We start from the raw sequence: 23,848 nt of genomic DNA, 5'->3' as shown, positions 1-23,848 counted from the left end.
CAACTGGAACACGTTCTATATCGAAGGTGGGTGACGGTGGACTTCGCACGTGACGAGACACAGGAGGAGATCGCCGGTGTGGCGGCCGGTCTCCTGAAACGCGGCCTCGCCGACGAAGCGCTGTGGGCCGCGCTGGCCGACGCCGACCTGCTGTCGCTCGCCCTGCCCGAACGGCTCGGCGGATCGGGGCTCGGGCTCGGTGAAGTGGCCACCGTCCTCACCGAGGTCGGACGCGGAGCGGCGCAGACGCCGGCCCTGGCCACCCTCGGCCTGGGCGTCCTGCCGATCCTCGCGCTCGCCTCCGAGCAGCAGCAGGACGAACTGCTCGCCGGCGTCGCGGAGGGAGCCGTCCTGACGGCCGCACTCGGTGAACCCGGCCGCGCCTTCCCGGAACAGCCGGCCGCCACCGCCGTCCGAACCGACGGGGGTCACGCGGTCACCGGGTCGTTCGTCGCCGTGCCCTACGCCGATCGGGCGCGCCTGGTGCTCCTGCCCACCGATGCCGGTGTGGTCGCGGTGGCTCCCGACGCCACCGGCGTGACCCTGCGTCCGAGCCCCACCTCGACCGGCTCCCCGGAGTTCTCGCTGCGCGCCGACGGCGCCGTCGGTGTCCTGCTCGCGGAGTCCGGTGCCGACGCCGTGGCGACCCTCCACCGGATCGCGCTCGCCGCTGTGGCGGCCTTCGCGGACGGACTGCTCTCCGGGGCGACCGAGCTCACCGCGAAGCACGTCAGCGAACGGCACCAGTTCGGCAAACCGCTCGCGACCTTCCAGGCCGTCGCGCAGCAGATCGCCGATGTCTACGTCACCGCGCGCACCCTGCACGTCGCGGCGTTGTCGTCGGTGTGGCGCCTGTCCGAAGGTCTCGACGCGGCAGACGATCTCGATGTCACCGCGTACTGGATCGCGGCCGAACTGCCTCCGGCCGTGCGTGTGCTGCACCATCTGCACGGCGGGGTGGGTGTCGACGAGACCTATCCACTGCACAAGTATTCGTCGGCCGCCAAAGACCTCGCCCGGTTGCTCGGCGGCGCCTCGTACCGACTCGACCTCGTGGGGGCCCGGTGTTCATCGATCTGACAGACGAGCAGCGCGCGCTGCAGGCCGAGCTGCGCCGCTATTTCGGCAATCTGGTCTCCCCGGAGGAGGCTGCGATCATGCGTACCGAACGGCACGGGCCCACCTACCGCGAGGTCGTCCGTCGAATGGGCAAGGACGGATGGCTCGGCGTCGGCTGGCCGGTGGAGTTCGGCGGCCACGGTTTCGGCGACGTCGAACAGCAGATCTTCGCCAACGAGGCCGTCCGGGCCGACGTCCCGTTGCCGAGCGTCACGCTGCAGACCGTCGGCCCGACGCTGCAGGTCTACGGCACCGACGAGCAGAAACGGAAGTTCCTGCCCGCCATCCTCGCCGGCGAGGTGCACTTCGCGATCGGGTACTCCGAGCCGGAGGCCGGCACCGACCTCGCCGCACTGCGCACCACCGCGGTGCGCGACGGCGACCACTACATCGTCAACGGACAGAAGATCTTCACCACCGGTGGGCACGACGCCGACTACATCTGGCTCGCGGTCCGTACCGGCCCCGCCGACTCGCGCCACCGGGGCATCTCCGTGCTCATCGTCGACACGAAGGACCCGGGCTTCAGCTGGACGCCGATCATCACCTGCGACGGCGCCCATCACGTCAACGCCACCTACTACAGCGACGTGCGTGTTCCGGCCGAGATGCTCGTCGGCGAGGAGAACAAGGGCTGGAAGCTCATCACCACCCAGCTCAACCACGAACGCGTCATGCTCGGACCGGCCGGTCGTGTGGCGGGCATCTACGACCGGCTCGTCGAGTGGGTCCGCGCGCACGAACTCCAGGACCGTCCCGAGGTGCGACGCGCACTCGGGGAGATCCACGCGACCTGGCGGCTCAACGAACTGCTCAACTGGCAGGTCGCGGCGAGCAGCAACGACGCCGTCGACATCGCCGACGCCTCGGCCACCAAGGTGTTCGCCACCGAGCGGATCCAGCGGGTCGGGCGTCTGGCCGAGGAGATCGTCGGTGCTTTCGGCGACCCCGCCGACGACGACACCGCCGAGCTGCTCCGCTGGCTCGACATGATGGCCAAACGCAACGTGGTCATCACCTTCGGTGGCGGCGTCAACGAGGTCATGCGCGAACTGATCGCGACGGCCGGACTGGGCATGCCGCGGGTGCCGCGGTGACGCAGGAGAATTCGGTGACACGTGACGTTCCGGGAAGCACCCCGGAGGAGATCCTGCGGGCGGCCGAACAGGTGCGGAGCGACGGCTCGTCCGCACCCCGGCCCGGCCGCGATCCGGTGAATCTGCCGATGATCCGTAACTGGCTCGAGGCGATCGGCGACGGCAATCCGATCTACACCGACGAATCCGCGGCGATCGCCGCCGGTCACGGCGGTCTCGTGGCCCCGCCCGCCATGGCGCAGGTGTGGACGATGCGCGGTCTCGGCGCCGAACGGGAGAAGGACGATCCGCTCGGCCGGATGACGCAGATCCTCGACGACGCCGGATACACGTCGGTGGTCGCCACCAACTGCGACCAGATCTACCACCGCTACCTGCGTCACGGCGAACAGGTGACGATCGAGTCCACCCTCGAGGACGTCGTCGGCCCGAAGAAGACCGGCCTGGGGGAGGGCTGGTTCTTCACCACCCGCAACCTGTGGAGGGTCGGCGACGAGGTCGTCGCCGAAATGCTGTTCCGCATACTGAAGTTCGCCCCGCCGACCAAGGTGGAGGAGGCGTCGTCCTCCGACGGCCGGGCACCGTCGGTTCCCGACGATCTCGACCCCGCACGGCTGCTCCGCCCGTCCGTCTCCCGCGACACGCAGTTCTTCTGGGAGGGCGTCTCGGCCCACGAACTGCGCATCCAGCGACGCCCCGACGGCACGCTGCAGCACCCACCCGTCCCGGCGCTCTGGCTCGACAAGTCCGAGACCACCGACTACGTCGTGTCCTCCGGACGCGGAACGGTGTTCAGCTTCGTCGTCCACCACGCCCCGAAGGTGCCGGGACGGCAGCTGCCCTTCGTCGTCGCACTCGTCGAACTCGACGAAGGGGTGCGGATGCTCGGTGAACTCCGCGGCGTCGATCCCGGGCAGGTGCGGATCGGAATGCCGGTGGAAGCCACCTATCTCGATTTCCCCGGCGATGACGAGACCGGGGGAGAAGCGTGGACGCTGTACGCCTGGAAGCCTCTCGAGGAGGACGTGTGAGCGCCCCGACCGTCACGATCGGCGAGAACCTGCCCACTTCGACGATCCACGCGGATCCGACCTTCGTCGTGTCGACGGCCCTGGCCACCCGCGATTTCCAGGACGTGCACCACGACCGCGACAAGGCACAGCAACGCGGATCGAAGGACATCTTCGTCAACATCCTCACCGACACCGGGCTCGTGCAGCGCTACGTCACCGAGTGGGCAGGACCCCGAGCGGTGATCAGGTCGATCTCGTTGAGGCTGGGTGTGCCCTGGTACGCCTACGACACCCTGACCCTTTCCGGCACCGTTGCCTCCGTCGAGGGCGGACTGGTCACCGTCGACGTCACCGGCACCAACAGTCTGGGAAAACACATCACGGCCACAGCCACTTTCGTGATCGGAGGCACCGCATGAGCGGCCTGTCGGGTGCAGCGGCGATCGTCGGCATCGGTGCCACCGACTTCTCGAAGGACTCCGGTCGCAGCGAACTCCGCCTCGCCGCCGAAGCAGTACGCGCCGCCCTCGACGACGCGGGACTCACCCCGGACGACGTCGACGGCCTGGTCTCGTTCACGATGGACACCAACACCGAAGTGGCCGTGGCCCGTTCGGTGGGTATCCCTCACCTGAAGTTCTTCTCCCGCATCCACTACGGCGGCGGTGCGGCGTGCGCGACGGTGCAGCAGGCGGCGATGGCCGTCGCGACCGGCGTGGCCGACGTGGTGGTCGCCTACCGGGCATTCAACGAACGATCCGGGGCGCGTTACGGTCAGGTCAATACCGCACTTGCCGCGCAGGTGAATTCGTCGGGTACCGACAACGCGTTCTCCTACCCGCACGGGCTGAGCACCCCGGCCTCGTTCGTCGCGATGGTCGCGCAACGCTACATGCACGTCTCCGGTGCGACGAGTGCCGACTTCGGTGCCGTGGCCGTTGCGGACCGCGCTCATGCGGCAACCAATCCCGAGGCGTTCTTCCACGGGAAACCGATCACGCTCGAGGACCACCAGAACTCGCGGTGGATCGCCGAGCCGCTGCACCTGCTCGACTGCTGCCAGGAGTCCGACGGCGGCGTGGCGCTCGTCGTGACGAGCGCCGAGCGGGCGAAGGACCTGAAGCAGACTCCCGCGGTGATCGCCGCCGCGGCACAGGGAAGCGGTCCCGACCAGTACATCATGACCAGTTACTACCGGGACGGGCTCGCAGGACTGCCCGAGATGGGCATCGTCGGCGACCAGTTGTGGAAACAGGCCGGCATCGGACCGCAGGACGTCGCGACGGCCGTCCTCTACGACCATTTCACCCCGTACGTGCTCATGCAGCTCGAAGAACTCGGATTCTGCGGACGCGGTGAGGCCAAGGACTTCGTCGCCGACGGCATCCAGCTCGGCGGGCGGCTGCCGATCAACACTCACGGCGGTCAGCTGGGTGAGGCCTACATCCACGGTATGAACGGCATCGCCGAGGGCGTCCGGCAGATCCGCGGCACGGCGGTCAACCAGGTCGACGACGTCGACCACGTCCTGGTCACGGCAGGAACGGGAGTTCCGACCTCGGGACTGGTGCTGTCGCGGTCCTGACGCCGTTTCGCTCCCACGGGGACGCGGGCCTGCCTACGATGTAGGCCCACGCTCCGGCGAGATCCCTGTGGGAGGACCCGTGTCGGTCACGGACGGACATGTCGTGCATCCGACCCGCGAACAGCGGGTCCGGAACGGCCTCGCCGCTCGGAGGGTCACTCCCGTCGAGTCGCTGGCCGATCTCGGGGAGTCGTCCCGGGATCCGATCGCGCTGCTCGAGAGCCAGGCGCAGTCCCGCGTCCCCCAGCTCGTCCCGGTGCGATACGGCCGCATGGCGACATCGGCGTTCGCGTTCTTCCGCGGTGCCGCGCTGGTGATGGCCGACGATCTGTCGCGCACGCCCGACAGCGGTCTGCACACACAGTTGTGCGGCGACGCCCACGCGAGCAATTTCGGCCTGTTCGCGACTCCGGAACGAAAGACGGCCTTCGACGTCAACGACTTCGACGAAACGTATCCGGGGCCGTTCGAATGGGACGTCAAGCGCCTGGTCGCAAGCCTCGAGATCGCGGGTCGCGACAACGGGTTCACCACGAAGGAATGCCGGAAGATCACCCGGGCGTGTGCGGCCGAGTATCGCGAGACCATGTGCAGGCAGGCGCAACTCGGAAATCTGGCGGTGCGGTATTCCCATCTCGATCCCACGGTCGAGATAGCGGAGTCGGGCGGCGTGCTGGATGCGAGGATGGAGAAACGCACCCGGAAAGCGCTCGACAAGGCCTCGCGGCGCGACAGCCTCCAGGCACTGGAGAAGCTGACCACCATCATCGACGGTCACCGGCGGATCATCAGCGATCCGCCGCTCATCGTGCCCGTCGAAGAGGTCTTCGCCGATCTCGATGCCGAGGCGATCTACGACGAACTGTACGGTCGCGTCCGGTCGTACCGGGCGACGCTGCAGTGGGACCGCCGGGTCCTCCTCGAACAGTTCGAACTGGTCCAGGCGGCGCGGAAGGTCGTCGGAGTGGGAAGCGTCGGCACGCGGGCGTGGATCCTCCTGTTGCGGGGTGTGGACGACGACGATCCGCTGTTCCTGCAGGCGAAGGAAGCCCAGCGTTCGGTGTTGTCGTACTACGTGGACGGGCCGTCCTTCCGCAACGAGGGCGAACGCGTCGTGAACGGTCAGCGCCTGATGCAGTCCGCGAGCGACATCTTCCTCGGCTGGCAGCGGGGTACGGGCGCCGACGGGGTGGGCCGGGACTTCTACATCCGTCAGCTCCGCGACGGTAAGGGCTCGGCGGTGATCGAGGAGATGGTGCCCAAGGGCCTGAAGCTCTACGGGCGGTTGTGCGCGCGGGTCCTCGCCTACGCCCACGCCCGGGCGGGCGACCGGATCGCGCTGGCGGCCTATCTCGGCACGGACGACCAGTTCGACGAGGCGCTCGCGTCCTTCGCGGTGGCCTATGCGGACCGGACCGAGCGCGACCTGCAGGCACTGCACGACGCAGTGGACCAGGGCCGGGTGAAGGCCCGGTCCGGACTCTGATCCCCGTCTTCGCCTCGACGGTCCCGGACCCTTCCGGTGTCCGGGACCGCGAGTTCGTCCTCGGCGATCGGCAGGGTACAAGTGACGCAACCACGCGCCGACGGAAGGACGTCATGATGGGTTTCGAGGGCAGGGTCGCATTCGTCACGGGAGCAGCGCGAGGACAGGGTCGCTCGCATGCCGTCGCATTCGCCGAGGCCGGAGCGGATCTGGTGATCTGCGATCGGTGCACCGATTCACCGATGGTGGGCTACCCACTGGCGACGGAGGAGGATCTGGCCGAGACGGTGCGCCTCGTCGAAGCCACCGGCCGCCGGGTCGTCTCGGCGACACTCGACACCGCCGATCGTCCGGCGATGGATGCGCTGGTAGCCCGCGCCCACGACGAATTGGGGCGGATCGACATCGCGGTCGCCAACGCCGGGGTGTCGGTGGCGGCACCGGTGCACCGCATGCCGCAGGCGATGTGGGACGAAGCGATCTCGTCGAATCTCACCGGGGTGTTCAACACCGTCGCCGCGGTGGCACCCGGGATGATCGAGCGCAATTACGGACGCATCGTGACGGTGTCGTCCATGCTCGGCCGGGCCGGCAATACCAACATGGTCGCCTATGCGGCGTCGAAGTGGGGCGTGATCGGCCTGACGAAGAGCGCGGCCCTGGACCTCGCGCAGAACGGCATCACCGTCAACGCGGTAGCTCCGGGCAACATCTCCACGCCGATGATCCACAACGACACGCTCTACGGGATGCTGCGGCCCGACCTCGAGCACCCGACCGCCGACGATGTCGCACCGGTGTTCACCTCGCTGCACGCGCAACCGGTCCCGTGGCTCGAACCTGCCGAGATCACCCGCGCAGTTCTCTTCTTCGCCGACGAGGCGTCCGCACACATCTCCGGTACCGTGCTGCCGATCGACGCGGGCAATGCCGCGCGGGTGACCGGCTGAGCATCTGTCGATGCGATGAGAAAACCTGTCGAATCGTGTCGGTCTCTTCGTGCACACTGTGCTAGCCACCACAGTCAGGGAGACACTCATGGCCGACGCCATAGTTGCAGAAGGACTGATCAAGACATACGGACAGGTCAGAGCGCTCGACGGTGTGGATCTGCGGGTGCCGGAAGGAACGGTCACCGCGCTGCTCGGCCCCAACGGGGCCGGTAAGACCACCACGGTGCGCGTCCTGACGACACTGCTCGTTCCCGATGCCGGTCGCGCCGAGGTAGCAGGATTCGACGTCTTCACCGAGGGGCGCGCACTCCGGTCCCGGATCGGCGCGTCGGGGCAGTACGCCGCGGTCGACGAATATCTCACGGGCTTCGAGAACCTCGAGATGGTCGGTCGTCTCTACCACCTCGGCACCAAACGAAGTCGGCTCCGGGCACGAGAACTGCTCGAGCAGTTCGACCTCGAGGAGGCGGGCGATCGCCCGGTCAAGGGTTATTCGGGCGGTATGCGGCGTCGCCTCGACCTCGCCGGTGCTCTCGTCGCCGATCCCCCGGTGCTCTTCCTCGACGAACCGACCACCGGGCTCGATCCGCGTGCCCGTCTCGGGTTGTGGGAGGTCATCGACACGCTGGTGCAACGCGGCACCACGTTGCTGCTGACCACTCAATACATGGACGAAGCCGAACGCCTCGCCGACGACATCGCCGTGATCGATCGCGGGAAGGTCATCGCTCGTGGCACCGCCGACGAACTCAAGAGCCGCGTCGGTGGCGAGCGCATCGAACTCGGCGTGGCCGAGGTCGAGCAGCGTGAGCGGGCGGTCCGCGAACTCGAATCGGTCGCGTCCGGCGAGATCAGGGTCGAGCGCAGCACCGGCCGTATCACCGTTCCGGTGAGCGCGGATTCCGGTGGCGGAACCGACGGTCTCGTGACCGCACTGGGGAAACTGTCGGCCGCAGGTATCCGGGTCTCCGACGTCGCGCTCCGCAAACCCACGCTCGACGACGTGTTCCTCACGCTCACCGGGCACGGGACGGACGACAAGATCGAGGAGGCGGTGTCGTGAACACGCTCGAAACGATCGCCACCGACGGCCTGACCATCGCCAAGCGCAACATGATCAAGATCAAGCGTGTACCGGATCTCCTGGTGTTCACCACGCTCTCCCCGATCATGTTCGTGTTGCTGTTCGCCTATGTCTTCGGCAGCGCGATCGAGGTGCCCGGCATGTCGTACCGGGAGTTCCTCATCGCAGGCATCTTCACCCAGACGGTGATCTTCGGATCCACGTGGACGGGCCTCGGGATGGTCGAGGATCTCCAGAAGGGCATCATCGACCGGTTCCGGTCGCTGCCGATGGCGCCGTCCGCGGTGCTCATCGGACGAACCACCACCGACGTGCTGATCAATGTGCTCAGCCTTGTCGTGATGTCGTTGACCGGCCTCCTCGTAGGCTGGCGGATCAACACTTCTCTGGGAGAGGCCCTCGCCGGCTACCTGTTGCTGCTGTTGTTCGCCTACGCCCTCTCGTGGGTGATGGCCGTGATCGGCATGTGGATCCGCACACCCGAGGTCTTCAACAACGCCAGCTTCATGGTGATCTTCCCGCTGTCGTTCATCGCCAACACGTTCGTCGATCCGTCGACGATGCCACCGGTGCTGCGGACCATCGCCGAGTGGAATCCCATCTCGGCGCTGACGCAGGCGGTGCGCGAGTTGTTCGGCAACACCAACCCCATGGTGCCGCCACCGGACGTGTGGCCCCTGCAGAATCCGATCCTCGCATCGCTGATGTGGACGGCTCTGATGCTGATCGTGTTCGTGCCGTTCGCGATTCGGAGGTACCAGAAGGCCGTCAGTCGCTGACGGCCGAACTCACCTCCCCGTGGGACCGGTGGGACTCACTCGGGGTAGGGCGAGTACTGCCGCTGACGCAACAACGTGGCCAGGTGCACGGCGTTCCGGGCGACGGATTCGGTGGTCGAGCGCACCGCTTCGGGGATCTCGTCGAGATCCTTGAAGTCGGTGCCCGACATCGCTTCGCCGTTCCAGTAGGTCGACCCCTGGGCGGGAATGGAGAATCCGATGTCGTTGAGGCTCTGGAACAGGTCGGCGACGATCTTGTGCGCACCGTCCTCGTTGCCGACTACTGCGGCGATCCCGACCTTGCCCACCATGCGTGGCCGGTTCTCGTCGTCGGTGTTCGACAGTTCGGCATCGAGCCGCTCGAGGACACGCTGAGCGACACTCGACATGTGTCCCACCCAGGTCGGTGTGGCGATGAGCAGGATGTCGGCCGAGCCGATGCGCTCGACGATCTCCGGCCACTGATCCCCGTCGCCCATGTCGGCTTCCACGCCCGGCGCGACGTCGAAATCGACGACCCGGACCGTTTCGACGCTGACGTCGTGCTTCGACAGTGCGTCGAACACGTGCGCCACCATCTTGTCGGTGCTGGACTCGGCGGGAGACGGCTTGAGGGTGCAATTCAGTGCCACGGCGTGAAGTGCTGTCATGTGCCGTGGATACCCGCACACCGGGACGACAATCCCGTGTCCCCGATCGTGCGTCGCACGCTCAGCGTGCTCGTTCGGCCCAACGGTCGACGGCCGCCGAGAATTCCGACGACACGGGCAGAAGCGCGATCAGATCCGCCGGCCCCGGCTGCAGGGGGCCGAGTTCCTCGAGTCCGTGATTCGCGGTGGCGAAATGCTCGAACTGCAGGTCGGTGTGTGCGAGTGCAGCCCGCAGCGGTTCGACCTGCGCACAACTGATGTTCAGATCCTTGTCGGAGCAGGTGAGCAGCACAGGGGTGTCGGCCGCCAACCGGGCGGCGAGTTCGACCGGATCGAGCTCGTCGGCCTCGGAGAGGAACTTGGCGTTCGCGGCATTCAGGCCGAGCTGCGCGACGACCGGGTGCTGGTCGGCCGGCACGGTGCCGGTCGACCGCAACGATGCGACGGTGCGCGGCAGCTCGGCTCGCACGGCGTCGGCGTCGGCGCCGAGCTGCCCGGAATCGGCGAGCGCGGTGAGCTGGGCGGACAACAGATCCAGATAGCGCATCGGTAGCGGCGCCAACAGCGCGAAGCCGCTCCCGATGCCGCGATCGGCCAGTGTGAGTGCGGTCAGGCCGCCCTCGCTGTGTCCGAGGACGAGGATGTCCTCGGCGGCGACGCCGGTGCGTTCGCTGAGCAACCGCACGGCGGCCTCCGCATGATCGACCTGCTCGGTGAAGCCGTACTCGCCGACGGTCTCGGGGGTGTAGGTCCCGAGACCTGTCCGGCCGGCCCCGATCTTGTCGAACCGCAGGCTCGCGATGCCGTGGGCGGCGAGTGCGTCCGCGGAGCGCACCAGGGTGTCGGCCGCAGCGCCGGGCTGATTGCCGTTGCGATCGGTGGGGCCGCTGCCCGGAAGCAGCAGCGCGGCGGCGACCGTCGCACCGTCCGGACTGCGCAGACTGCCGTGGAAGGTGGTGCCGGCGGCCTCGAAGGTCACCGGGCTGTCGCTGCCGGTCGACACGGTGACCGAACCCGTATCGGGAAGAGCCGCGGCCGTTCCGGCGAGTGTCACACCTCCCGCGAGAACCAGCACGGGCACAGCAGCAGCACCGATCCACCTTCGCACGTTCCGCATGGGGCGAACCCTAGCAAAGGACCGCGCTGTGCCCGTGCCGAGCGAGCTGTGCCCGTGCGCAGTTCAGGGGAGGAGGGTGTCGATGAAAGTGTTGCTGAACACCCGATGCGGATCGAGTCGGTTGTACACCGCACGAGCCGAATCCCAGTTCTCGTCGGACGGTACGCCTTCCCGATAGGTCTCGGGTAGGCCCTGCGTCAGGATCTGCTCGTCCGTGTACGGCAGGTCGGGACCGAACGCCCAGCCCTTCGACCATTCGGGCCGGAAGGTCGAGTCGCTTCCGTTGTACCGCTGCCGCATCCACTGCTCCATCTCCCGGTAGAAGGCGAACATCCCGGGAGTGCCCGGAACACCGAGGACGTTGAGCCAGATGGCCGTGTCCCATTCCGGGTGGTCGGGCCGCGGACGGGTCGAGGCGATCGTCGGAGGCCCTGCAGACGGGACGAGGACGTCCTCAGGACGATCCAGTCCGCAACAACGGATTTCGACCGGGCCGTTGAGGGGGAACTGCCCCAGGCCGCGATAGTGCTCGATGCGTTCGGCGAACCAGTGGGTGAAGTCGTGGATCACGTTGGCGATGTTGGCCCGGTTCGTGAGCACCGCGCCGCCGCCCTCGGTGAGACGCAGAGTGGTCGCCTTGATGTAGAACTGCAGATCCTTCGACCAGCCCCAGATGTCGGACGATCCCGTCGCCGCGAGACCGGCCACCGTCACGCCGTAGTAGGTCTGCCCGAAAGCCGGTGCGATCGACGTGTTCCCGGCCGTGATCTGACCCAGCAGGTCGGTGATCGGTTCGGGCACGTTGTCGGAGAACGGATAGTTGTACGGTCCGGTCACTTCCCGCGAGGTGGCCGGCTTCTCCGGCGCGAGCGACCACACCTTCATCCACGGTTTGTCCGTGAACGGATACCAGATCGCCTCGGCGCGACCCGCAGAGGCGACGAACGATTCGAAGGTCCGACCCGACGCTCCGGCCGGCGCGAACAGTTCCTGCCAGGAGACGTCGGTGAAGGACCGGCACCGCATCCGGTAGTTCGGTCCGGCCTGCAGGGTGACGGACGTGATGAACGTGCGGCCGAGGTGGGTGAGCAGGGGAGTGATCTCGGGGTCGGCGCGGGTGAACGTGCGCAACGCGTAGGCGCTGCCGTCCCATACGACGGCAGTCAGCTCGGTGACGAGGTTGCTCATCGACCCGAAAGTGTGTCCGGGAAGGGTGGATTCACCGTCCGCGGGCAGGGCGGCGCCGTGGGCGTTGACGGCGAGTGCCCCTGCGATCGACAACACCCCGGGCGCAGGCAGATTCGCGAGTCCGAGACCGTGGTCCTGCAGTGCCGCGGTGATCGCGTCGAGTGTCGCGCCGGGATCGGCGGTGACGGTCGCGGGTGAGCCGCCGGGGTTCACCCGCACCCGGTTGAGGTGGAGCATGGTGTCGGCGAGGATCACCCGGTCGACGGGCGCACCGTTGACGATCGTCAGCGGTGTCCAGCCGTGCATCGCTCCGCGCGGACGGATGGTGTATCCGCTCCGGTGTGCCCAGTTCACGAGACGCACGATGTCGTCGGGAGTGCGCGGCGCACAGGTCTGGATCGCGTCCAGCATGATCTCTTTCGACCAGTTCTGGTATGCCTGCTGATAGAGCTCGATGCCCTCGGGGAAACCCGGTGGGGTGGGGAGTGTCGCCCCTGCCGATCCGGAAGGAACCGCGTGGACCGGAGTCCAGCCGCCGATCGCGGTGACGGCCAGCGCGCCCGCACCGGCCGCAAGGAATCCGCGCCGCGACAGGCGCGGCGACGAATCACGAAGTGTCATGTCGTATGTCGCTCTTTCGGGGGGCGTGGCGCTCAGGCCACGGTGAGTACCACGTCGGTCAGGGCGGGGGCGAGGTCGCGTTCGACCACGGATGCGGTGACGAGCTTGCGTTCGCCGTCGTTCCAGACGCGCACCCGGAGTGTCTCGCCGGGGAAGACCACGCCGGCGAAACGGGCACGGAATCCTTTCACGCGGGACGCGTCCGCATCCAGCAGGTTGTCGGTCACGGCCCTGCACACGATGCCGTAGGTGCACAGCCCGTGCAGGATGGGTGCGGGAAATCCTGCCGCGGAAGCGAACTCCGGATCGGAATGGAGCGGGTTGCGGTCGCCGCACAGCCGGTACAGCAACGCTTGCTGAGGCAGGGTGGGCACGTCGAACTCGGCATCCGGCGCGCGATCGGGGTACTCCACCGACTCCGACGGTCCACGTTCACCGCCGAAACCGCCCTCGCCGCGAGCGAAGATCGACGACCGTGCGGTCCACAGGGGGGTGCCGTCGAGATCCTCGGTCCTCGATTCCTGGACGACGACAGCGGCCTTGCCCTTGTCCCATACCTCGGCGATGCGGGTGATCGTGCGTCCCTTGCCCGAAGCCGGGACGGGTGCGTGCACGGTCACCTCCTGACTGCCGTGGACGACTCGGGCGAGATCGATCTCGATTCCGGGGAACGACACCTTCGGCGGCTCGACCTGGTGGAAGGTCGCGGCGACGGTCGCGAAGGTGGGGAGCACCTGGGGCTCCTTGTCGTGGAGGTATCGGAGTTCGCCTGCGTCGGTCGGGCGGGAACCGGCACCGATGCCGAGGTTGTAGAGCTGGACATCGGTACTGTTCCACTCGAATTCCTGGGCGGGCAGTTCGGCTCCGACGGCAACCGAGGGATCGATGGGCACAGGCGCTTCCTTTCTACGGCTCGAACTCGGGTCGGTCGGGTCACACGGTGTCGGCGGATGCTCGCATTTCTCCGGTGTGGTCGTCACGTGTGCGGTCGAGGATGTCGAGTGCCGCGAGGTAGCCGAAGGTCATCGCCGGTCCGATGGTGGCGCCGGGGCCGGCATAGGTGTGGCCCATGACCGGCGAGCTGACGTTGCCGGTCGCGTAGAGGCCGTCGATCACGGTGCCGTCCTCGCGCAGGACCCGGCCGTGGACGTCGGTGACGAGGCCACCCTTGGTGCCGAGATCACCGGGGACCACCGCGAACGCGTAGAACGGGGCCTTGTCGACCACGCCGAGGCTCGGGTTCGGCTTGTTGCGCGGGTCCCCGTAGTAGTGGTCGTAGTGGGATTCGCCGCGGCCGAAGTCCTCGTCCTTCCCGGCGCGTGCGAACCCGTTGAACCGCTGCACGGTCTCGGTGAGGGCGTCGGCCGGCACCCCGATCCTCTCGGCGAGTTCGGCGATGGAACCGGCCTTGACGAGTACGCCGGCCTCGAACCACCGGCGGGGGAAGGGGGTGCGGGGCGTGATGCCGGCGAAGGTGTAGCGGTCGCGGTAACGCTGATCGAGGATCAGCCAGCTGGGGGTGTTCTCTCCCGGACCGTCGCCGCGTCCGTGCTTGCCGCCGTACATCGCATGGGTCGCCTCGACGTAGGGCGCCGACTCGTTGACGAAGCGCTTGCCCGCTGTATTGACCATGAGGCAACCGGGGAGACTGCGTTCCGACAGTGCGAACCACGGGCCGCCGGTGAGCGTGAAGGACGGCCCCCACCAGGCGTCGTCCATGAAGTCGACTGCGGCGCCGAGCTTCTGTCCGGCGAGGATGCCGTCGCCGGTGTTGGCCTTCGCCCCCACGGTCCACTCGGTGCCGATCGGCTGACGCTGGTACTGCGCCCGCATCTCGGCGTTGTGCTCGAAACCGCCGCTGGCGAGGATGACGCCCTTGCGGGCGCGGATGATGCGCTTCTCACCGTTCGCGACGACCTCGACACCGCGCACGGTGCCGTCCTCGACGACGAGGTCGGTGAGCGCGGTCTCCAGGAGGAGGGGGACGCCGGCGTCGCGCAGGCCGATTCGCAGACCGGCCATGAGCGCCTGGCCCCGGACGAGCAGGTGCTTCCTGGTGAGATTCGCCCAGACGAAACGCGCCCCGACACGCACGGCGCGCACCGGTCCGCGCGGATTGCGCATGAGCAGGTTCAGCCACTTGTAGTCGGCCTGGGTGATGACGAAATTCTTGGGAGCGCGGGCGTAATCGGGTTCGAGGAGTGGGAGATCCTCGCCGAGGCGCCGCCCGTCGAAAGGTGCCGGTTCCACCGAACGGCCCCCGGGACGTCCGCCGGGCGCCTCGGGGTAGTAGTCGGAATAGCCCGGTACCCACTGCAGTTCGAGCGCGCTGTTCTTCAGGACGAAGGAGAGCATCTCCGGTCCGCGATCGATATAGGTGTCGATCTTCTCGGCGGGCACGTCGTCGCCGATGATGCTGTGGAGGTACTTCCGGGCTTCCTCGGGGGTGTCGTCCACTCCGGCGGCCTTCAGTGCCTCGTTGTTCGGGATCCACACACCTCCACCCGATCGGGCGCTCGACCCGCCGTAGCGCGGCGCCTTCTCGATCAGGACCACGTCGGCACCCTTGCGGGCGGCGGTGACGGCGGCGGTCATCCCGCCGGCACCGCTGCCGACGACAACGATGTCGTATTCCTGCTTCGTCATGTAGAACACGTTATAGAAATGGCGGTGCCGAGTCCATCCCCGAAAACGAAGAGTCCTGGGCGTGAACCGAAGACGGCGTGATGTCGGCAGTGGAACCGGATATCACCGAGGAAAGGGAACGCGACAGCACCGTCGGTGGGACGGTGCTGTCGCGTGGTGGACCGGTGACCGGGTCGGTCAGGTGGGGGATCCGTCGGGCACGGGAAGGGTGCCGTCGAGCACGGCCCGGTCGATGCTCGCCCCGAGTTGCGGACACCCTTCGCGCGGCGTGATGGACGAACCTCGCGTCGAGGTGCTTCCTCGGAAGGTCGGGCACACGGTGTCCGGATCCTCCTGCCACTGCACGCTCGTGTGCGAGAGGCTGCTCTTGCGGACGAGGACGCACGTGCCGCACTCGCGGCACCGTACCTCGTGCTGGCCGGACTCCAGGTAGTTGATCTTGTCGATGGCGGTCTGAGCGGCGACGGCCTCGGCCCGGCCGGGCCACTCGGAGAAGTCCGGGGACTTCGCCCACCTGCTCTGTCGGGCCGAGGCGCTCATCGTCAGACCTCCGCTTCCTGCTGGCCCTGTTCTTCCTCGCGCTTCGTGCGTTCGAGGTTCTCGGCGACTTCCTTCTCCCAGGCCTCGTTCGCCTTGGCGGTGTCGACTTCGAACTCGAAGCGGCCCGTCATCTTCTCCGTCACGTCGGCGACGTCGACGTAGAACTGCTCGTACCAGCGCCGGAGCTGGTAGACCGGACCGTCCTCGTCGCACAGCAGCGGATTCTCGATCTTGGTCTTGTTCTTCCAGATCTCGACGTCCTGCAGGAAGCCCTCACCGACACCTTCGGTGAGCTTGGCGGCCAGTGCATCCGACTGCTCCGCCGACATGCCCGTGGGCTTCTTGACGATGACGCCGTACTGGAGCATGAACGAATCGTGCGTGATCGGGTAATGGCAGTTGATCAACACGGATTCGGTCCGGTACCCGCCGTAGTTGTTCTCGAGCGGATTGATCATGTAGGACGGGCCGTAATAGGCCGCATACGACCGGAGTGTCGACTCCATGCCGTACTGCGTCGCCATGCCCTTGTCCGGCCGCCCCCGGGTGTTGAGGTACTGCTCGGCGATATGCCCCTCGAAGACGTTCTTGAAGAACGTGGGGAAGGCGTAGTGGATGTAGAAGAAGTGCGCCATGTCGACGACGTTGTCGATGATCTCCCGGCAGTTGGAACCTTCGATGAGGATCTGGTTCCAGGTCCAGTCCGTCCATTCGTCGCTGCCGTACTGCTCGATCTCGGGGATCGTGACGTCCGCCGGCGGCTCGTTGCCCTCGGGGTCGTTCCAGACGAACAGCTGTCCGTGGCGCTCCATCGTCGTCCACGCCCGGGTCCGCGCGAGCGGTGGGACGCGACGCGCATAGGGGATGTCGGTGCACTTGCCGTTGCCGCCCCACCGCCAGTCGTGGAACGGGCAGGCGACCGAGTCGCCCTTGATCTTCCCTTGCGACAGGTCGCCGCCCATGTGGCGGCAGTACGCGTCGAGCACCTTCAGATCGCCGTTGCTGTCGGCCCACACCACGAGTTTCGTGCCGAAGGCCTCGACGGCGTGGGGCTTGCCGTCCCTGAACGTGCGACCGAGGCCGAGGCAGTGCCAGCCTCGCGCGAAACGCGTCCGGACCTCTCCGACGTCGATCTCGCGAATCTGTGCCATGTCCGCTCACTTCCTTCCGGAAATCATCTCTAGAACACGTTATAGAACTCGCGTGCGGAGGGGAAGGGTTCGGGGACTTTGGTCCCTCTATAGGGATCGCCTACCTGCGGTCCGCCTGCACCTCGACACGAATAAGAACATGTTCTAGTCTCGGTACAAGCGATCATTTCCTGAACAGACGGGAGCGTCCAGTGGGCGACCACGACAGCCACGAGGTACTGCAGCGGATCGACGCTCTGCTGCCCACGCTGCGCGAACGGGCGCAGGAGGCCGAGAATCTGCGCCGGGTACCCGACGACTCGATCAAGGAACTCCAGGAAGCCGGTTTCTTCAAACTTCTGCAACCGGCGCAGTGGGGCGGATACGAGGCCGATCCCGTCACCTTCTACACCGCGGTACGCGATATCGCGAGCGCGTGCGGATCGACCGGATGGGTCTCCGGCATCATCGGCGTCCACAACTGGCATCTCGCGCTCTTCGGGCAGCAGGCGCAGGAAGAGGTCTGGGGCGACGACACCGACGTGCGGATCTCCTCGTCCTACGCGCCGATGGGCGCCGGTGAGGTCGTCGACGGCGGATACAAGGTCAACGGTGCCTGGGCCTGGTCGTCGGGATGCGACCACGCGAGCTGGGTGGTCGTCGGTGGCCCCGTCATCAAGGACGGCCGGCCCGTGGACTTCGGCAGCTTCCTGATCCCGCGTTCCGAATACGAGATCGACGACGTGTGGCACGTGGTCGGCCTGCGGGGCACCGGATCCAACACGGTGAAGGTGAAGGACGTCTTCGTCCCCACCCACCGGTTCCTCAGCTTCAAGAGCATGAACGATCTCACCTCGCCCGGGCTCGAGCGCAACACCGCACCCGTCTACAAGATGCCGTGGGGCACCATCCATCCCACGACCATCTCGACACCCATCGTCGGTATGGCCTACGGCGCGTACGCGGCGCACGTCGAGCATCAGGGCAAACGGGTCCGCGCCGCCTACGCCGGCGAGAAGGCCAAGGACGATCCGTTCGCCAAGATCCGCATCGCCGAGGCGTCCAGCGACATCGACGCCGCATGGCGCCAGCTGTCGGGCAATGTCGCCGACGAATACGCCCATCTGGTCGCCGGACGGGAGGTTCCGATGGAACTGCGTCTGCGGGCACGTCGCGACCAGGTCCGCGCGACCGGCCGTGCCATCGCGTCGATCGACCGTCTCTTCGAGAACTCGGGTGCCACCGCACTCGCGGACGGCACACCGATCCAGCGTTTCTGGCGCGACGCACACGCCGGTCGCGTGCACGCCGCCAACGATGCCGAACGCGCCTACGTGATGTTCGGTGCCGCCGAGTTCGGCCTGCCGATCACCGACACGATGGTCTAGGGGTGGATGTGACCGCACTCGACGAGATCACCTACGAATCGACCTCCCGTTTCGCGCAGGTCCGCGACGACCTCCGCCTGCACTACCACGAGGCCGGCGTCGGCAACGACACCACGATCGTGCTGCTCCACGGCGGTGGGCCGGGCGCGTCGTCGTGGTCGAACTTCGCCAGGAACATCCCGGTGCTGGCACAACGGTTCCACGTGCTCGCCGTCGATCAGCCGGGTTACGGCAGATCCGACAAGCCCACCGAGCACCCGCAGTACTTCGTCCACAGTTCGTCGGCGCTGAAGGATCTGCTCGACACCCTCGGCATCACCGATCGCGTCCATCTCCTCGGCAACTCGCTGGGCGGTGGCGCGGCTGTGCGGTTCGCCCTCGACCACCCCGAGCGCGCCGGACGGCTCGTCCTGATGGGCCCGGGTGGGCTGAGCGTCAACCTGTTCGCGCCCGATCCCACCGAGGGCGTCAAGAATCTCGGCCGGTTCTCGTACGAGCCCACCCGCGAGAATCTCGAGGCGTTCCTGCGGATCATGGTCTTCGACCAGTCGCTGATCACTCCCGAGCTCGTCGAGGAGCGGTTCGCGTCGGCGAGCACCCCCGAGTCGCTCGCTGCGGCGAAGGCGATGGGAAAGTCGTTCTCCAGCGCCGAATTCGAGAAGGGCATGCTCTGGCGCGACGCCTACAAGCTCCGCCAGCGGGTCCTGCTGATCTGGGGCCGCGAGGACCGCGTGAACCCGCTCGACGGTGCTCTCGTCGCCCTCAAGATGATCCCCCGTGCCCAACTGCATGTGTTCGGTGGATGCGGCCACTGGGCACAGCTCGAGAAGTTCGACGAATTCAACCGCCTGACAGTGGATTTCCTCACGGATGGAGTCGAATAGATGAGTATCCGGTCGCTGGCATATCTGCGGATCGGCGCTACCGACGTACCGGCCTGGCGCGAGTACGGTCTGAAGGTCCTCGGCATGATCGAGGGCAAGGGCGTCCACTCCGATGCGCTGTACCTGCGGATGGACGACTTCCCGGCCCGCCTCGTGATCGAGCCGCACGAGTCCGACACGCTGCTCGTCTCGGGGTGGGAAACCGCGAACGCCGCCGATCTCCAGTCCGTTCGCGACAGCCTCTCGGCGGCGGGCGTGCCGTTCAAGGAAGGCACCGCCGAGCAGCTCGCCGATCGTCGCGTCGACGAACTGATCGTCTTCCAGGATCCGTCGGGCAACACGCTCGAGGCGTTCCACGGTGCCGCGCTCGAACATCGCCGCGTGGTCAGCCCGTACGGGCACAAGTTCGTCACCGGTGAACAGGGTCTCGGGCACGTGGTGCTCTCGACCCGCGACGACGAGGAATCGCTGCGTTTCTACCGCGACGTGCTCGGTTTCCGTCTGCGCGACTCCATGCGGATGCCCCCGCAGATGGTCGGCCGGCCCGCCGACGGAAAACCCGCCTGGCTGAGGTTCTTCGGATGCAACCCGCGCCACCACAGTCTGGCCTTCCTGCCCATGCCCACCCCGTCGGGCATCGTGCACCTCATGATCGAGGTGGAGAACTCCGACGACGTCGGTCTCGCCCTCGACCGCGCGCTGCGGAAGAAGGTCAGGATGTCCGCGACGCTGGGGCGCCACGTGAACGACAAGATGCTGTCCTTCTACATGAAGACCCCGGGGGGATTCGACGTGGAATTCGGTTGCGAGGGGCTGCAGGTCGAGGACGCCGACTGGATCGCCCGTGAATCCACGGCCGTGAGCCTGTGGGGGCACGACTTCTCGGTGGGAATGCAGTGATGACCGCGCCGGAGGCCGGACGGGACGGTGCGATCGACCCTCGGGCGTTCCGCACCGTGCTCGGGCAATTCTGCACCGGCGTCACCGTCATCACCACCACCGAGGACGACGGGACGCCGGTGGGATTCGCGTGCCAGTCGTTCGCCGCGTTGTCGCTCGACCCGCCGTTGGTGCTGTTCTGTCCCACGAAGCAGTCGCGGTCGTGGGCGGCGATCGAACGAGCCGGCCGGTTCTGCGTCAACGTTCTCGCCGAGGAGCAGCAGCAGACCTGCGCGCGGTTCGGCTCCCGCGAACCCGACAAGTTCGCCGGCCTCGATTGGACGTCCTCACCGCTGGGCTCACCCGTCCTCACCGGATCGCTCGCGCACATCGACTGCACGGTCGAGACGGTGCACGACGGGGGAGACCACTGGGTGGTGTTCGGGCGTGTGTCGTCGCTGAGCGAAGTGCGCGACGACAAGGAGCGCCCGCTGCTCTTCTACCGGGGGCAGTACACCGGGATCGAACCGGACAAGACCACTCCGGCGCCCTGGCGCGACGACCTCGAAGCGTTCCTCACCTCGGTCACGGAGGACACCTGGTTGTAGACCGCACGACGAAGCCGGGACGGCCACATGCGATGTGGCCGTCCCGGCTTCGTATGTGGATCAGGAACGGTCGGTGTCGGTCGCGTCGTCCGGCGATTCCTCGTAGTACTCCGTGGTCACGACGCGGCGCACCAGGCGCGGCTTGCGCGGTCGATCGTCGTCCGCGCTGGCTGTCGCGGCCGTGTCCGTCTTCGCGTCGGTCGTGCCCGTGTCGGTGCCGGCCGGCTGCGGCGGCGTGAAGTGCGCCGGCCCCGTCGGCCCCGGACCGACGATCTCCTGCTCACCGCCGGTGCCGCCGGGCGCCGCGTGGCGGGCGGTGTCCGCCGCCGAGTGTGCGGTGCCGGACGGGTGCGCGGTGCCGGACGGGGCGGCCGGTGTCGACGCGGTATGCCCGGGCATCGAGTGCTCGAGCGATTCGTCCCTCTGGCCCTCGCTCGGCCGGTAGTTGCCGGCGATCTCCTCACGAGCGACATCGGGCGGCGTCGGCGAATGCCCGGTGCTCGCGGTGGGCGCATGCCCGGTCCCCGCAGTGGGCGACTGTGCGGTCCCCGCAGTGGGCGACTGTGCGGTCCCCGCAGTGGGCGACTGTCCTGTTCCCGCCGGCGCTGCGGTGCCGTACGACTCGCCGGTGTGCGGCGCACCGGTACTGCCCGGTCCGCCGGCTGCACCACCGACGAGACCGCCACCACCGGCCGTGTTCCGGTCGTCGAGGCCCCTCCGGTCGTCGGTGAACCCAGCCCGCTCGTCCGTGAATCCGCCCCGGTCGCCGGTGGATCCACCCTCTGCATGGGTGTCCCCGAACCGGCGGTAGTAGCGGTACAGTTCGTCCTCTTCGAGCGGCGTCAGCTCACCGTTCTCGTCGATGTTCGGGGCGCCGGTGATCGTGTCCTTGTCGAAGGGCAGGCGCACTCCGCTGCTGTCGAGTTCGGCTTCGTCGATGGGGGCGAAGTGCCGGCGTGTGCCGAACAGTCCCGTGACGACGGTGATCCATGCGGGTCGGCCCGTGTCGTTGTCCAGGTACACCTCTCCGACGCGTCCGAGCTTGTCACCGTCGGGCCCGTACGCGGTGGCGCGAGCGAGGGTGTCGATGTCGTCGTTGCTGATCATGATGTCCTCATCCGTGGGCGATGCGGCTTACTGCAGTGCGGATGCCCTCCGGTGAGAGTGACGAAACGCCGTTGTCACACCGCTCGCCGTTGCGCGACCCCTCTCCGCGTGTTATCCATATTGTCAACAATCCGACAACAAGCATGAGGGTTCGCTCCCTCGGCTGTTCGGAGGGATCGTCATGACCCGACTGTCACCCCGCCTGCTGCAGGCGACGTCCGTCACCGTCGACCATGCCGAGGGGTGTTACGTCCACGGCACCGACGGACGCCGCTACCTCGACTTCACCGCCGGTATCGGCGTGACGAGTACCGGGCATTGTCATCCGCACGTCGTCGAAGCCGCGCGCCGGCAGATCGGCTCGCTCATCCACGGGCAGTACACGACGGTGATGCACCGGCCCCTGCTCGAACTCACCGAACGACTGGGCACGGTACTGCCCGGAGGGCTCGACTCGTTGTTCTTCGCCAATTCGGGTAGCGAGGCCGTCGAAGCGGCGTTGCGGCTGGCCCGGCAGGCGACGGGACGCCCCGGAATCGTCGTCTTCCACGGCGGTTTCCACGGCCGGACCGTCGCCGCTGCGACGATGACGACCTCGGGAACCCGCTTCTCCGCTGGATTCTCACCGCTCATGGGTGGTGTACACGTCGCTCCGTTCCCCACCGCCTATCGATACGGCTGGTCGGAGGAGGAGGCGACCGACTTCGCGCTGCAGGAACTGGACTACCTGTTCGCGACCCTGGTGGCACCGGACGAGATCGCGGCCTTCGTCGTCGAACCGGTCCTGGGCGAGGGCGGCTACGTACCGGGGAACACGCGGTTCTTCCGCGGATTGCGGCAACGGGCCGACGAGCACGGCATCCTGCTCGTCTTCGACGAGATCCAGACCGGTTTCGGCCGCACCGGAAAGTTCTTCGGCCACCAGCACTTCGGAGTGCGACCCGACGTCATCACCATCGCCAAGGGGCTCGCGAGCGGTTTCCCGTTGTCGGGTATCGCCGCCTCCGAGGAGCTCATGGAGCGCGCCCGCCCGGGATCGCAGGGCGGGACGTACGGGGCGAATGCCGTCTCGTGCGCGGCGGCCGTGGCCACTCTCGACGTGATCGAGAAGGAAGGGCTCGTCGACAACGCGGCCACGCGTGGACGCGAACTGCTCTCCGGTGCGCGGGAGCGCGCGACCGGCGATATCGGCGACGTGCGGGGGCTCGGTCTCATGGTGGGCCTCGAATTCACCACCGAGGGGTCTCCCGATCGGGACCGCGCAACCGCCGCACAACAACTCGCATCCCGAAAGGGATTGCTGCTGTTGACCTGTGGTGCCCACATGAATGTGGTGCGTATGATCCCACCCCTGATCGTCACCGCGCAGCAGATCGATGATGCGCTCGGCATCTGGTCCGAAGTCCTCGCAGAGGTCCGATAATCCGTCGAACGAGGGAGTCCGCGTGGCCCGATACATCACGATCGCTCTCGACAAGCGCGACATCACGTGCAGAGCACGACTTCTCGACGACGAAGCGCCGCTCACCTGCGCGGCGGTGTGGGATGCGTTGCCGCAGAGCGGTGCCGCCTTCCATGCCAAGTACGCTCGCAACGAGTTGTACACCCTGGTGCCGAGGATCGCCGGGGCACCGCACCGGGAGAATCCGACGGTGACGCCGATCCCCGGCGACGTGTGCCTGTTCGATTTCGAACCGTGGGAGATCGGCAATCCCGCCTATGGCTACGAACCCGGCTCGCAGGCCCATGCCTCGCAGGGGGCGACCGATCTCGCGTTGTTCTACGGACGGAACAATCTGCTGCTCAACGGCGACGTGGGCTGGGTGCCGGGCAATGTCTTCGCGAGCATCGAGGACGGCCTGCCCGAACTCGCCGTCGCGTGCAACGACCTGTGGATCGGGGGTGTCGTAGGGGAGACGCTGAGCTTCGCCCGCGCGTAGACGGGCGCCGAACCGAACGGTACCGCGCGATGTG

The 23,848-nt window shown here is 67.2% G+C and carries 23 protein-coding genes; 15 read left to right on the top strand and 8 right to left on the bottom strand.

What is annotated here, in order from left to right; translation table 11 throughout:
* The first annotated feature begins 36 nt into the window (after positions 1–36).
* The 9 genes from EQ874_RS15290 (at position 37) to EQ874_RS15250 (ending at position 9,116) form a co-directional block, all read left to right on the top strand.
* The gene (locus EQ874_RS15290; protein WP_064063413.1) at positions 37–1,080 is read left to right on the top strand and encodes an acyl-CoA dehydrogenase family protein; all 1,044 of its coding nucleotides are present in this window, start codon (positions 37–39) and stop codon (positions 1,078–1,080) included.
* The gene (locus EQ874_RS15285; RefSeq protein WP_129977257.1) at positions 1,065–2,216 is read left to right on the top strand and encodes an acyl-CoA dehydrogenase family protein; all 1,152 of its coding nucleotides are present in this window, start codon (positions 1,065–1,067) and stop codon (positions 2,214–2,216) included. Before EQ874_RS15290 ends, EQ874_RS15285 begins: the two co-directional genes overlap by 16 nt.
* A 14-nt stretch (positions 2,217–2,230) precedes the next feature.
* On the top strand, positions 2,231–3,247 hold the full coding sequence (locus tag EQ874_RS15280; protein ID WP_129977256.1) for a bifunctional MaoC family dehydratase N-terminal/OB-fold nucleic acid binding domain-containing protein: 1,017 nt from the start codon (positions 2,231–2,233) through the stop codon (positions 3,245–3,247).
* Entirely contained in the window at positions 3,244–3,648 is a 405-nt protein-coding gene (locus EQ874_RS15275; RefSeq protein ID WP_064063415.1) for a MaoC family dehydratase, read from the top strand. The genes EQ874_RS15280 and EQ874_RS15275 overlap by 4 nt, the downstream gene beginning before the upstream one ends.
* Positions 3,645–4,814: a lipid-transfer protein gene (locus EQ874_RS15270; RefSeq protein WP_129977255.1), complete on the top strand. Its 1,170-nt coding sequence runs from the start codon at positions 3,645–3,647 to the stop codon at positions 4,812–4,814. Before EQ874_RS15275 ends, EQ874_RS15270 begins: the two co-directional genes overlap by 4 nt.
* Positions 4,815–4,893: 79 nt before the next feature.
* Complete coding sequence (locus EQ874_RS15265) at positions 4,894–6,300, top strand: DUF2252 domain-containing protein (protein WP_129977254.1); 1,407 nt, start codon at positions 4,894–4,896, stop codon at positions 6,298–6,300.
* A gap of 113 nt (positions 6,301–6,413) precedes the next feature.
* The gene (locus EQ874_RS15260) at positions 6,414–7,250 is read left to right on the top strand and encodes a mycofactocin-coupled SDR family oxidoreductase (RefSeq protein WP_202400290.1); all 837 of its coding nucleotides are present in this window, start codon (positions 6,414–6,416) and stop codon (positions 7,248–7,250) included.
* Between the two features lie 88 nt (positions 7,251–7,338).
* A complete protein-coding gene (locus tag EQ874_RS15255) occupies positions 7,339–8,316 on the top strand; it encodes an ATP-binding cassette domain-containing protein (RefSeq protein WP_064063491.1) in 978 nt (325 codons plus the stop codon).
* The gene (locus EQ874_RS15250) at positions 8,313–9,116 is read left to right on the top strand and encodes an ABC transporter permease (protein WP_064063417.1); all 804 of its coding nucleotides are present in this window, start codon (positions 8,313–8,315) and stop codon (positions 9,114–9,116) included. The genes EQ874_RS15255 and EQ874_RS15250 overlap by 4 nt, the downstream gene beginning before the upstream one ends.
* Before the next feature lie 35 nt (positions 9,117–9,151).
* Here EQ874_RS15250 and EQ874_RS15245 read toward each other — a convergent pair whose 3' ends face one another.
* The 7 genes from EQ874_RS15245 to EQ874_RS15215 all read right to left on the bottom strand — a co-directional run bounded on the left by EQ874_RS15245 (position 9,152) and on the right by EQ874_RS15215 (position 17,029).
* Positions 9,152–9,766: an NAD(P)H-dependent oxidoreductase gene (locus EQ874_RS15245; protein ID WP_064063418.1), complete on the bottom strand. Its 615-nt coding sequence runs from the start codon at positions 9,764–9,766 to the stop codon at positions 9,152–9,154.
* A gap of 61 nt (positions 9,767–9,827) precedes the next feature.
* On the bottom strand, positions 9,828–10,883 hold the full coding sequence (locus tag EQ874_RS15240; RefSeq protein WP_242496771.1) for an alpha/beta hydrolase: 1,056 nt from the start codon (positions 10,881–10,883) through the stop codon (positions 9,828–9,830).
* A 63-nt stretch (positions 10,884–10,946) separates the two neighbouring features.
* Complete coding sequence (locus EQ874_RS15235; RefSeq protein WP_129977253.1) at positions 10,947–12,692, bottom strand: cholesterol oxidase substrate-binding domain-containing protein; 1,746 nt, start codon at positions 12,690–12,692, stop codon at positions 10,947–10,949.
* A 32-nt stretch (positions 12,693–12,724) separates the two neighbouring features.
* Positions 12,725–13,585 carry a MaoC/PaaZ C-terminal domain-containing protein gene (locus tag EQ874_RS15230; RefSeq protein ID WP_064063421.1) on the bottom strand — a complete coding sequence of 287 codons (861 nt, stop codon included), beginning with the start codon at positions 13,583–13,585 and terminating at the stop codon, positions 12,725–12,727.
* A 40-nt stretch (positions 13,586–13,625) separates the two neighbouring features.
* Positions 13,626–15,338 (bottom strand): 3-oxosteroid 1-dehydrogenase, encoded by a 1,713-nt coding sequence (kstD, locus tag EQ874_RS15225; RefSeq protein ID WP_207213549.1) that lies wholly within the window; start codon positions 15,336–15,338, stop codon positions 13,626–13,628.
* A 177-nt stretch (positions 15,339–15,515) separates the two neighbouring features.
* On the bottom strand, positions 15,516–15,878 hold the full coding sequence (locus tag EQ874_RS15220) for a hypothetical protein (protein ID WP_064063423.1): 363 nt from the start codon (positions 15,876–15,878) through the stop codon (positions 15,516–15,518).
* A 2-nt stretch (positions 15,879–15,880) separates the two neighbouring features.
* A complete protein-coding gene (locus EQ874_RS15215; RefSeq protein ID WP_129977251.1) occupies positions 15,881–17,029 on the bottom strand; it encodes a Rieske 2Fe-2S domain-containing protein in 1,149 nt (382 codons plus the stop codon).
* Between the two features lie 191 nt (positions 17,030–17,220).
* Here EQ874_RS15215 and hsaA point away from each other — a divergent pair, with 191 nt between their 5' ends.
* From hsaA to hsaB, 4 genes are read left to right on the top strand one after another with little or no spacing between them, the layout of a single operon-like run.
* On the top strand, positions 17,221–18,396 hold the full coding sequence (hsaA, locus tag EQ874_RS15210) for a 3-hydroxy-9,10-secoandrosta-1,3,5(10)-triene-9,17-dione monooxygenase oxygenase subunit (protein WP_016933446.1): 1,176 nt from the start codon (positions 17,221–17,223) through the stop codon (positions 18,394–18,396).
* 8 nt (positions 18,397–18,404) lie between these two features.
* Positions 18,405–19,280, top strand: coding sequence for a 4,5:9,10-diseco-3-hydroxy-5,9,17-trioxoandrosta-1(10),2-diene-4-oate hydrolase (gene hsaD / locus EQ874_RS15205; protein ID WP_016933445.1), 876 nt, complete (start codon positions 18,405–18,407; stop codon positions 19,278–19,280).
* Positions 19,281–20,180, top strand: a complete 900-nt coding sequence (gene hsaC, locus EQ874_RS15200; RefSeq protein ID WP_064063424.1) for an iron-dependent extradiol dioxygenase HsaC — start codon at positions 19,281–19,283, stop codon at positions 20,178–20,180. It begins immediately after the preceding gene.
* Positions 20,180–20,767: a 3-hydroxy-9,10-secoandrosta-1,3,5(10)-triene-9,17-dione monooxygenase reductase subunit gene (gene hsaB, locus EQ874_RS15195; protein ID WP_129977250.1), complete on the top strand. Its 588-nt coding sequence runs from the start codon at positions 20,180–20,182 to the stop codon at positions 20,765–20,767. Before hsaC ends, hsaB begins: the two co-directional genes overlap by 1 nt.
* A 60-nt stretch (positions 20,768–20,827) precedes the next feature.
* Here the strand turns inward: hsaB and EQ874_RS15190 are convergent, their stop codons facing one another.
* Positions 20,828–21,874, bottom strand: a complete 1,047-nt coding sequence (locus tag EQ874_RS15190) for a PRC-barrel domain-containing protein (RefSeq protein ID WP_129977249.1) — start codon at positions 21,872–21,874, stop codon at positions 20,828–20,830.
* A gap of 181 nt (positions 21,875–22,055) precedes the next feature.
* Between EQ874_RS15190 and EQ874_RS15185 the strand changes: the two genes are divergently transcribed.
* On the top strand, positions 22,056–23,297 hold the full coding sequence (locus EQ874_RS15185) for an aminotransferase class III-fold pyridoxal phosphate-dependent enzyme (RefSeq protein WP_064063426.1): 1,242 nt from the start codon (positions 22,056–22,058) through the stop codon (positions 23,295–23,297).
* Positions 23,298–23,319: 22 nt separating this feature from the next.
* The gene (locus EQ874_RS15180) at positions 23,320–23,814 is read left to right on the top strand and encodes a DUF3830 family protein (protein ID WP_064063427.1); all 495 of its coding nucleotides are present in this window, start codon (positions 23,320–23,322) and stop codon (positions 23,812–23,814) included.
* Positions 23,815–23,848 lie beyond the last annotated feature (34 nt).

The sequence above is a fragment of the Rhodococcus sp. Q1 genome, assembly GCF_004153645.1.
GTDB classification, from domain to species: domain Bacteria; phylum Actinomycetota; class Actinomycetes; order Mycobacteriales; family Mycobacteriaceae; genus Rhodococcus; species Rhodococcus gordoniae.
Note: the sequence above shows the minus strand (reverse complement) of the source record. Positions and strands in the feature narration are given on the sequence as shown.

Bases quoted from the DNA above. Each gene is read 5' to 3' on its own strand.
- EQ874_RS15270 (WP_129977255.1), top strand. From the start codon at position 3,645: ATGAGCGGCCTGTCGGGTGCAGCGGCGATCGTCGGCATCGGTGCCACC.
- EQ874_RS15260 (WP_202400290.1), top strand. From the start codon at position 6,414: ATGATGGGTTTCGAGGGCAGGGTCGCATTCGTCACGGGAGCAGCGCGA.
- EQ874_RS15255 (WP_064063491.1), top strand. From the start codon at position 7,339: ATGGCCGACGCCATAGTTGCAGAAGGACTGATCAAGACATACGGACAG.
- EQ874_RS15245 (WP_064063418.1), bottom strand. From the start codon at position 9,766: ATGACAGCACTTCACGCCGTGGCACTGAATTGCACCCTCAAGCCGTCT.
- EQ874_RS15240 (WP_242496771.1), bottom strand. From the start codon at position 10,883: ATGCGGAACGTGCGAAGGTGGATCGGTGCTGCTGCTGTGCCCGTGCTG.
- EQ874_RS15235 (WP_129977253.1), bottom strand. From the start codon at position 12,692: ATGACACTTCGTGATTCGTCGCCGCGCCTGTCGCGGCGCGGATTCCTT.
- kstD (WP_207213549.1), bottom strand. From the start codon at position 15,338: ATGACGAAGCAGGAATACGACATCGTTGTCGTCGGCAGCGGTGCCGGC.
- EQ874_RS15220 (WP_064063423.1), bottom strand. From the start codon at position 15,878: ATGAGCGCCTCGGCCCGACAGAGCAGGTGGGCGAAGTCCCCGGACTTC.
- EQ874_RS15215 (WP_129977251.1), bottom strand. From the start codon at position 17,029: ATGGCACAGATTCGCGAGATCGACGTCGGAGAGGTCCGGACGCGTTTC.
- hsaC (WP_064063424.1), top strand. From the start codon at position 19,281: ATGAGTATCCGGTCGCTGGCATATCTGCGGATCGGCGCTACCGACGTA.
- hsaB (WP_129977250.1), top strand. From the start codon at position 20,180: ATGACCGCGCCGGAGGCCGGACGGGACGGTGCGATCGACCCTCGGGCG.
- EQ874_RS15190 (WP_129977249.1), bottom strand. From the start codon at position 21,874: ATGATCAGCAACGACGACATCGACACCCTCGCTCGCGCCACCGCGTAC.
- EQ874_RS15185 (WP_064063426.1), top strand. From the start codon at position 22,056: ATGACCCGACTGTCACCCCGCCTGCTGCAGGCGACGTCCGTCACCGTC.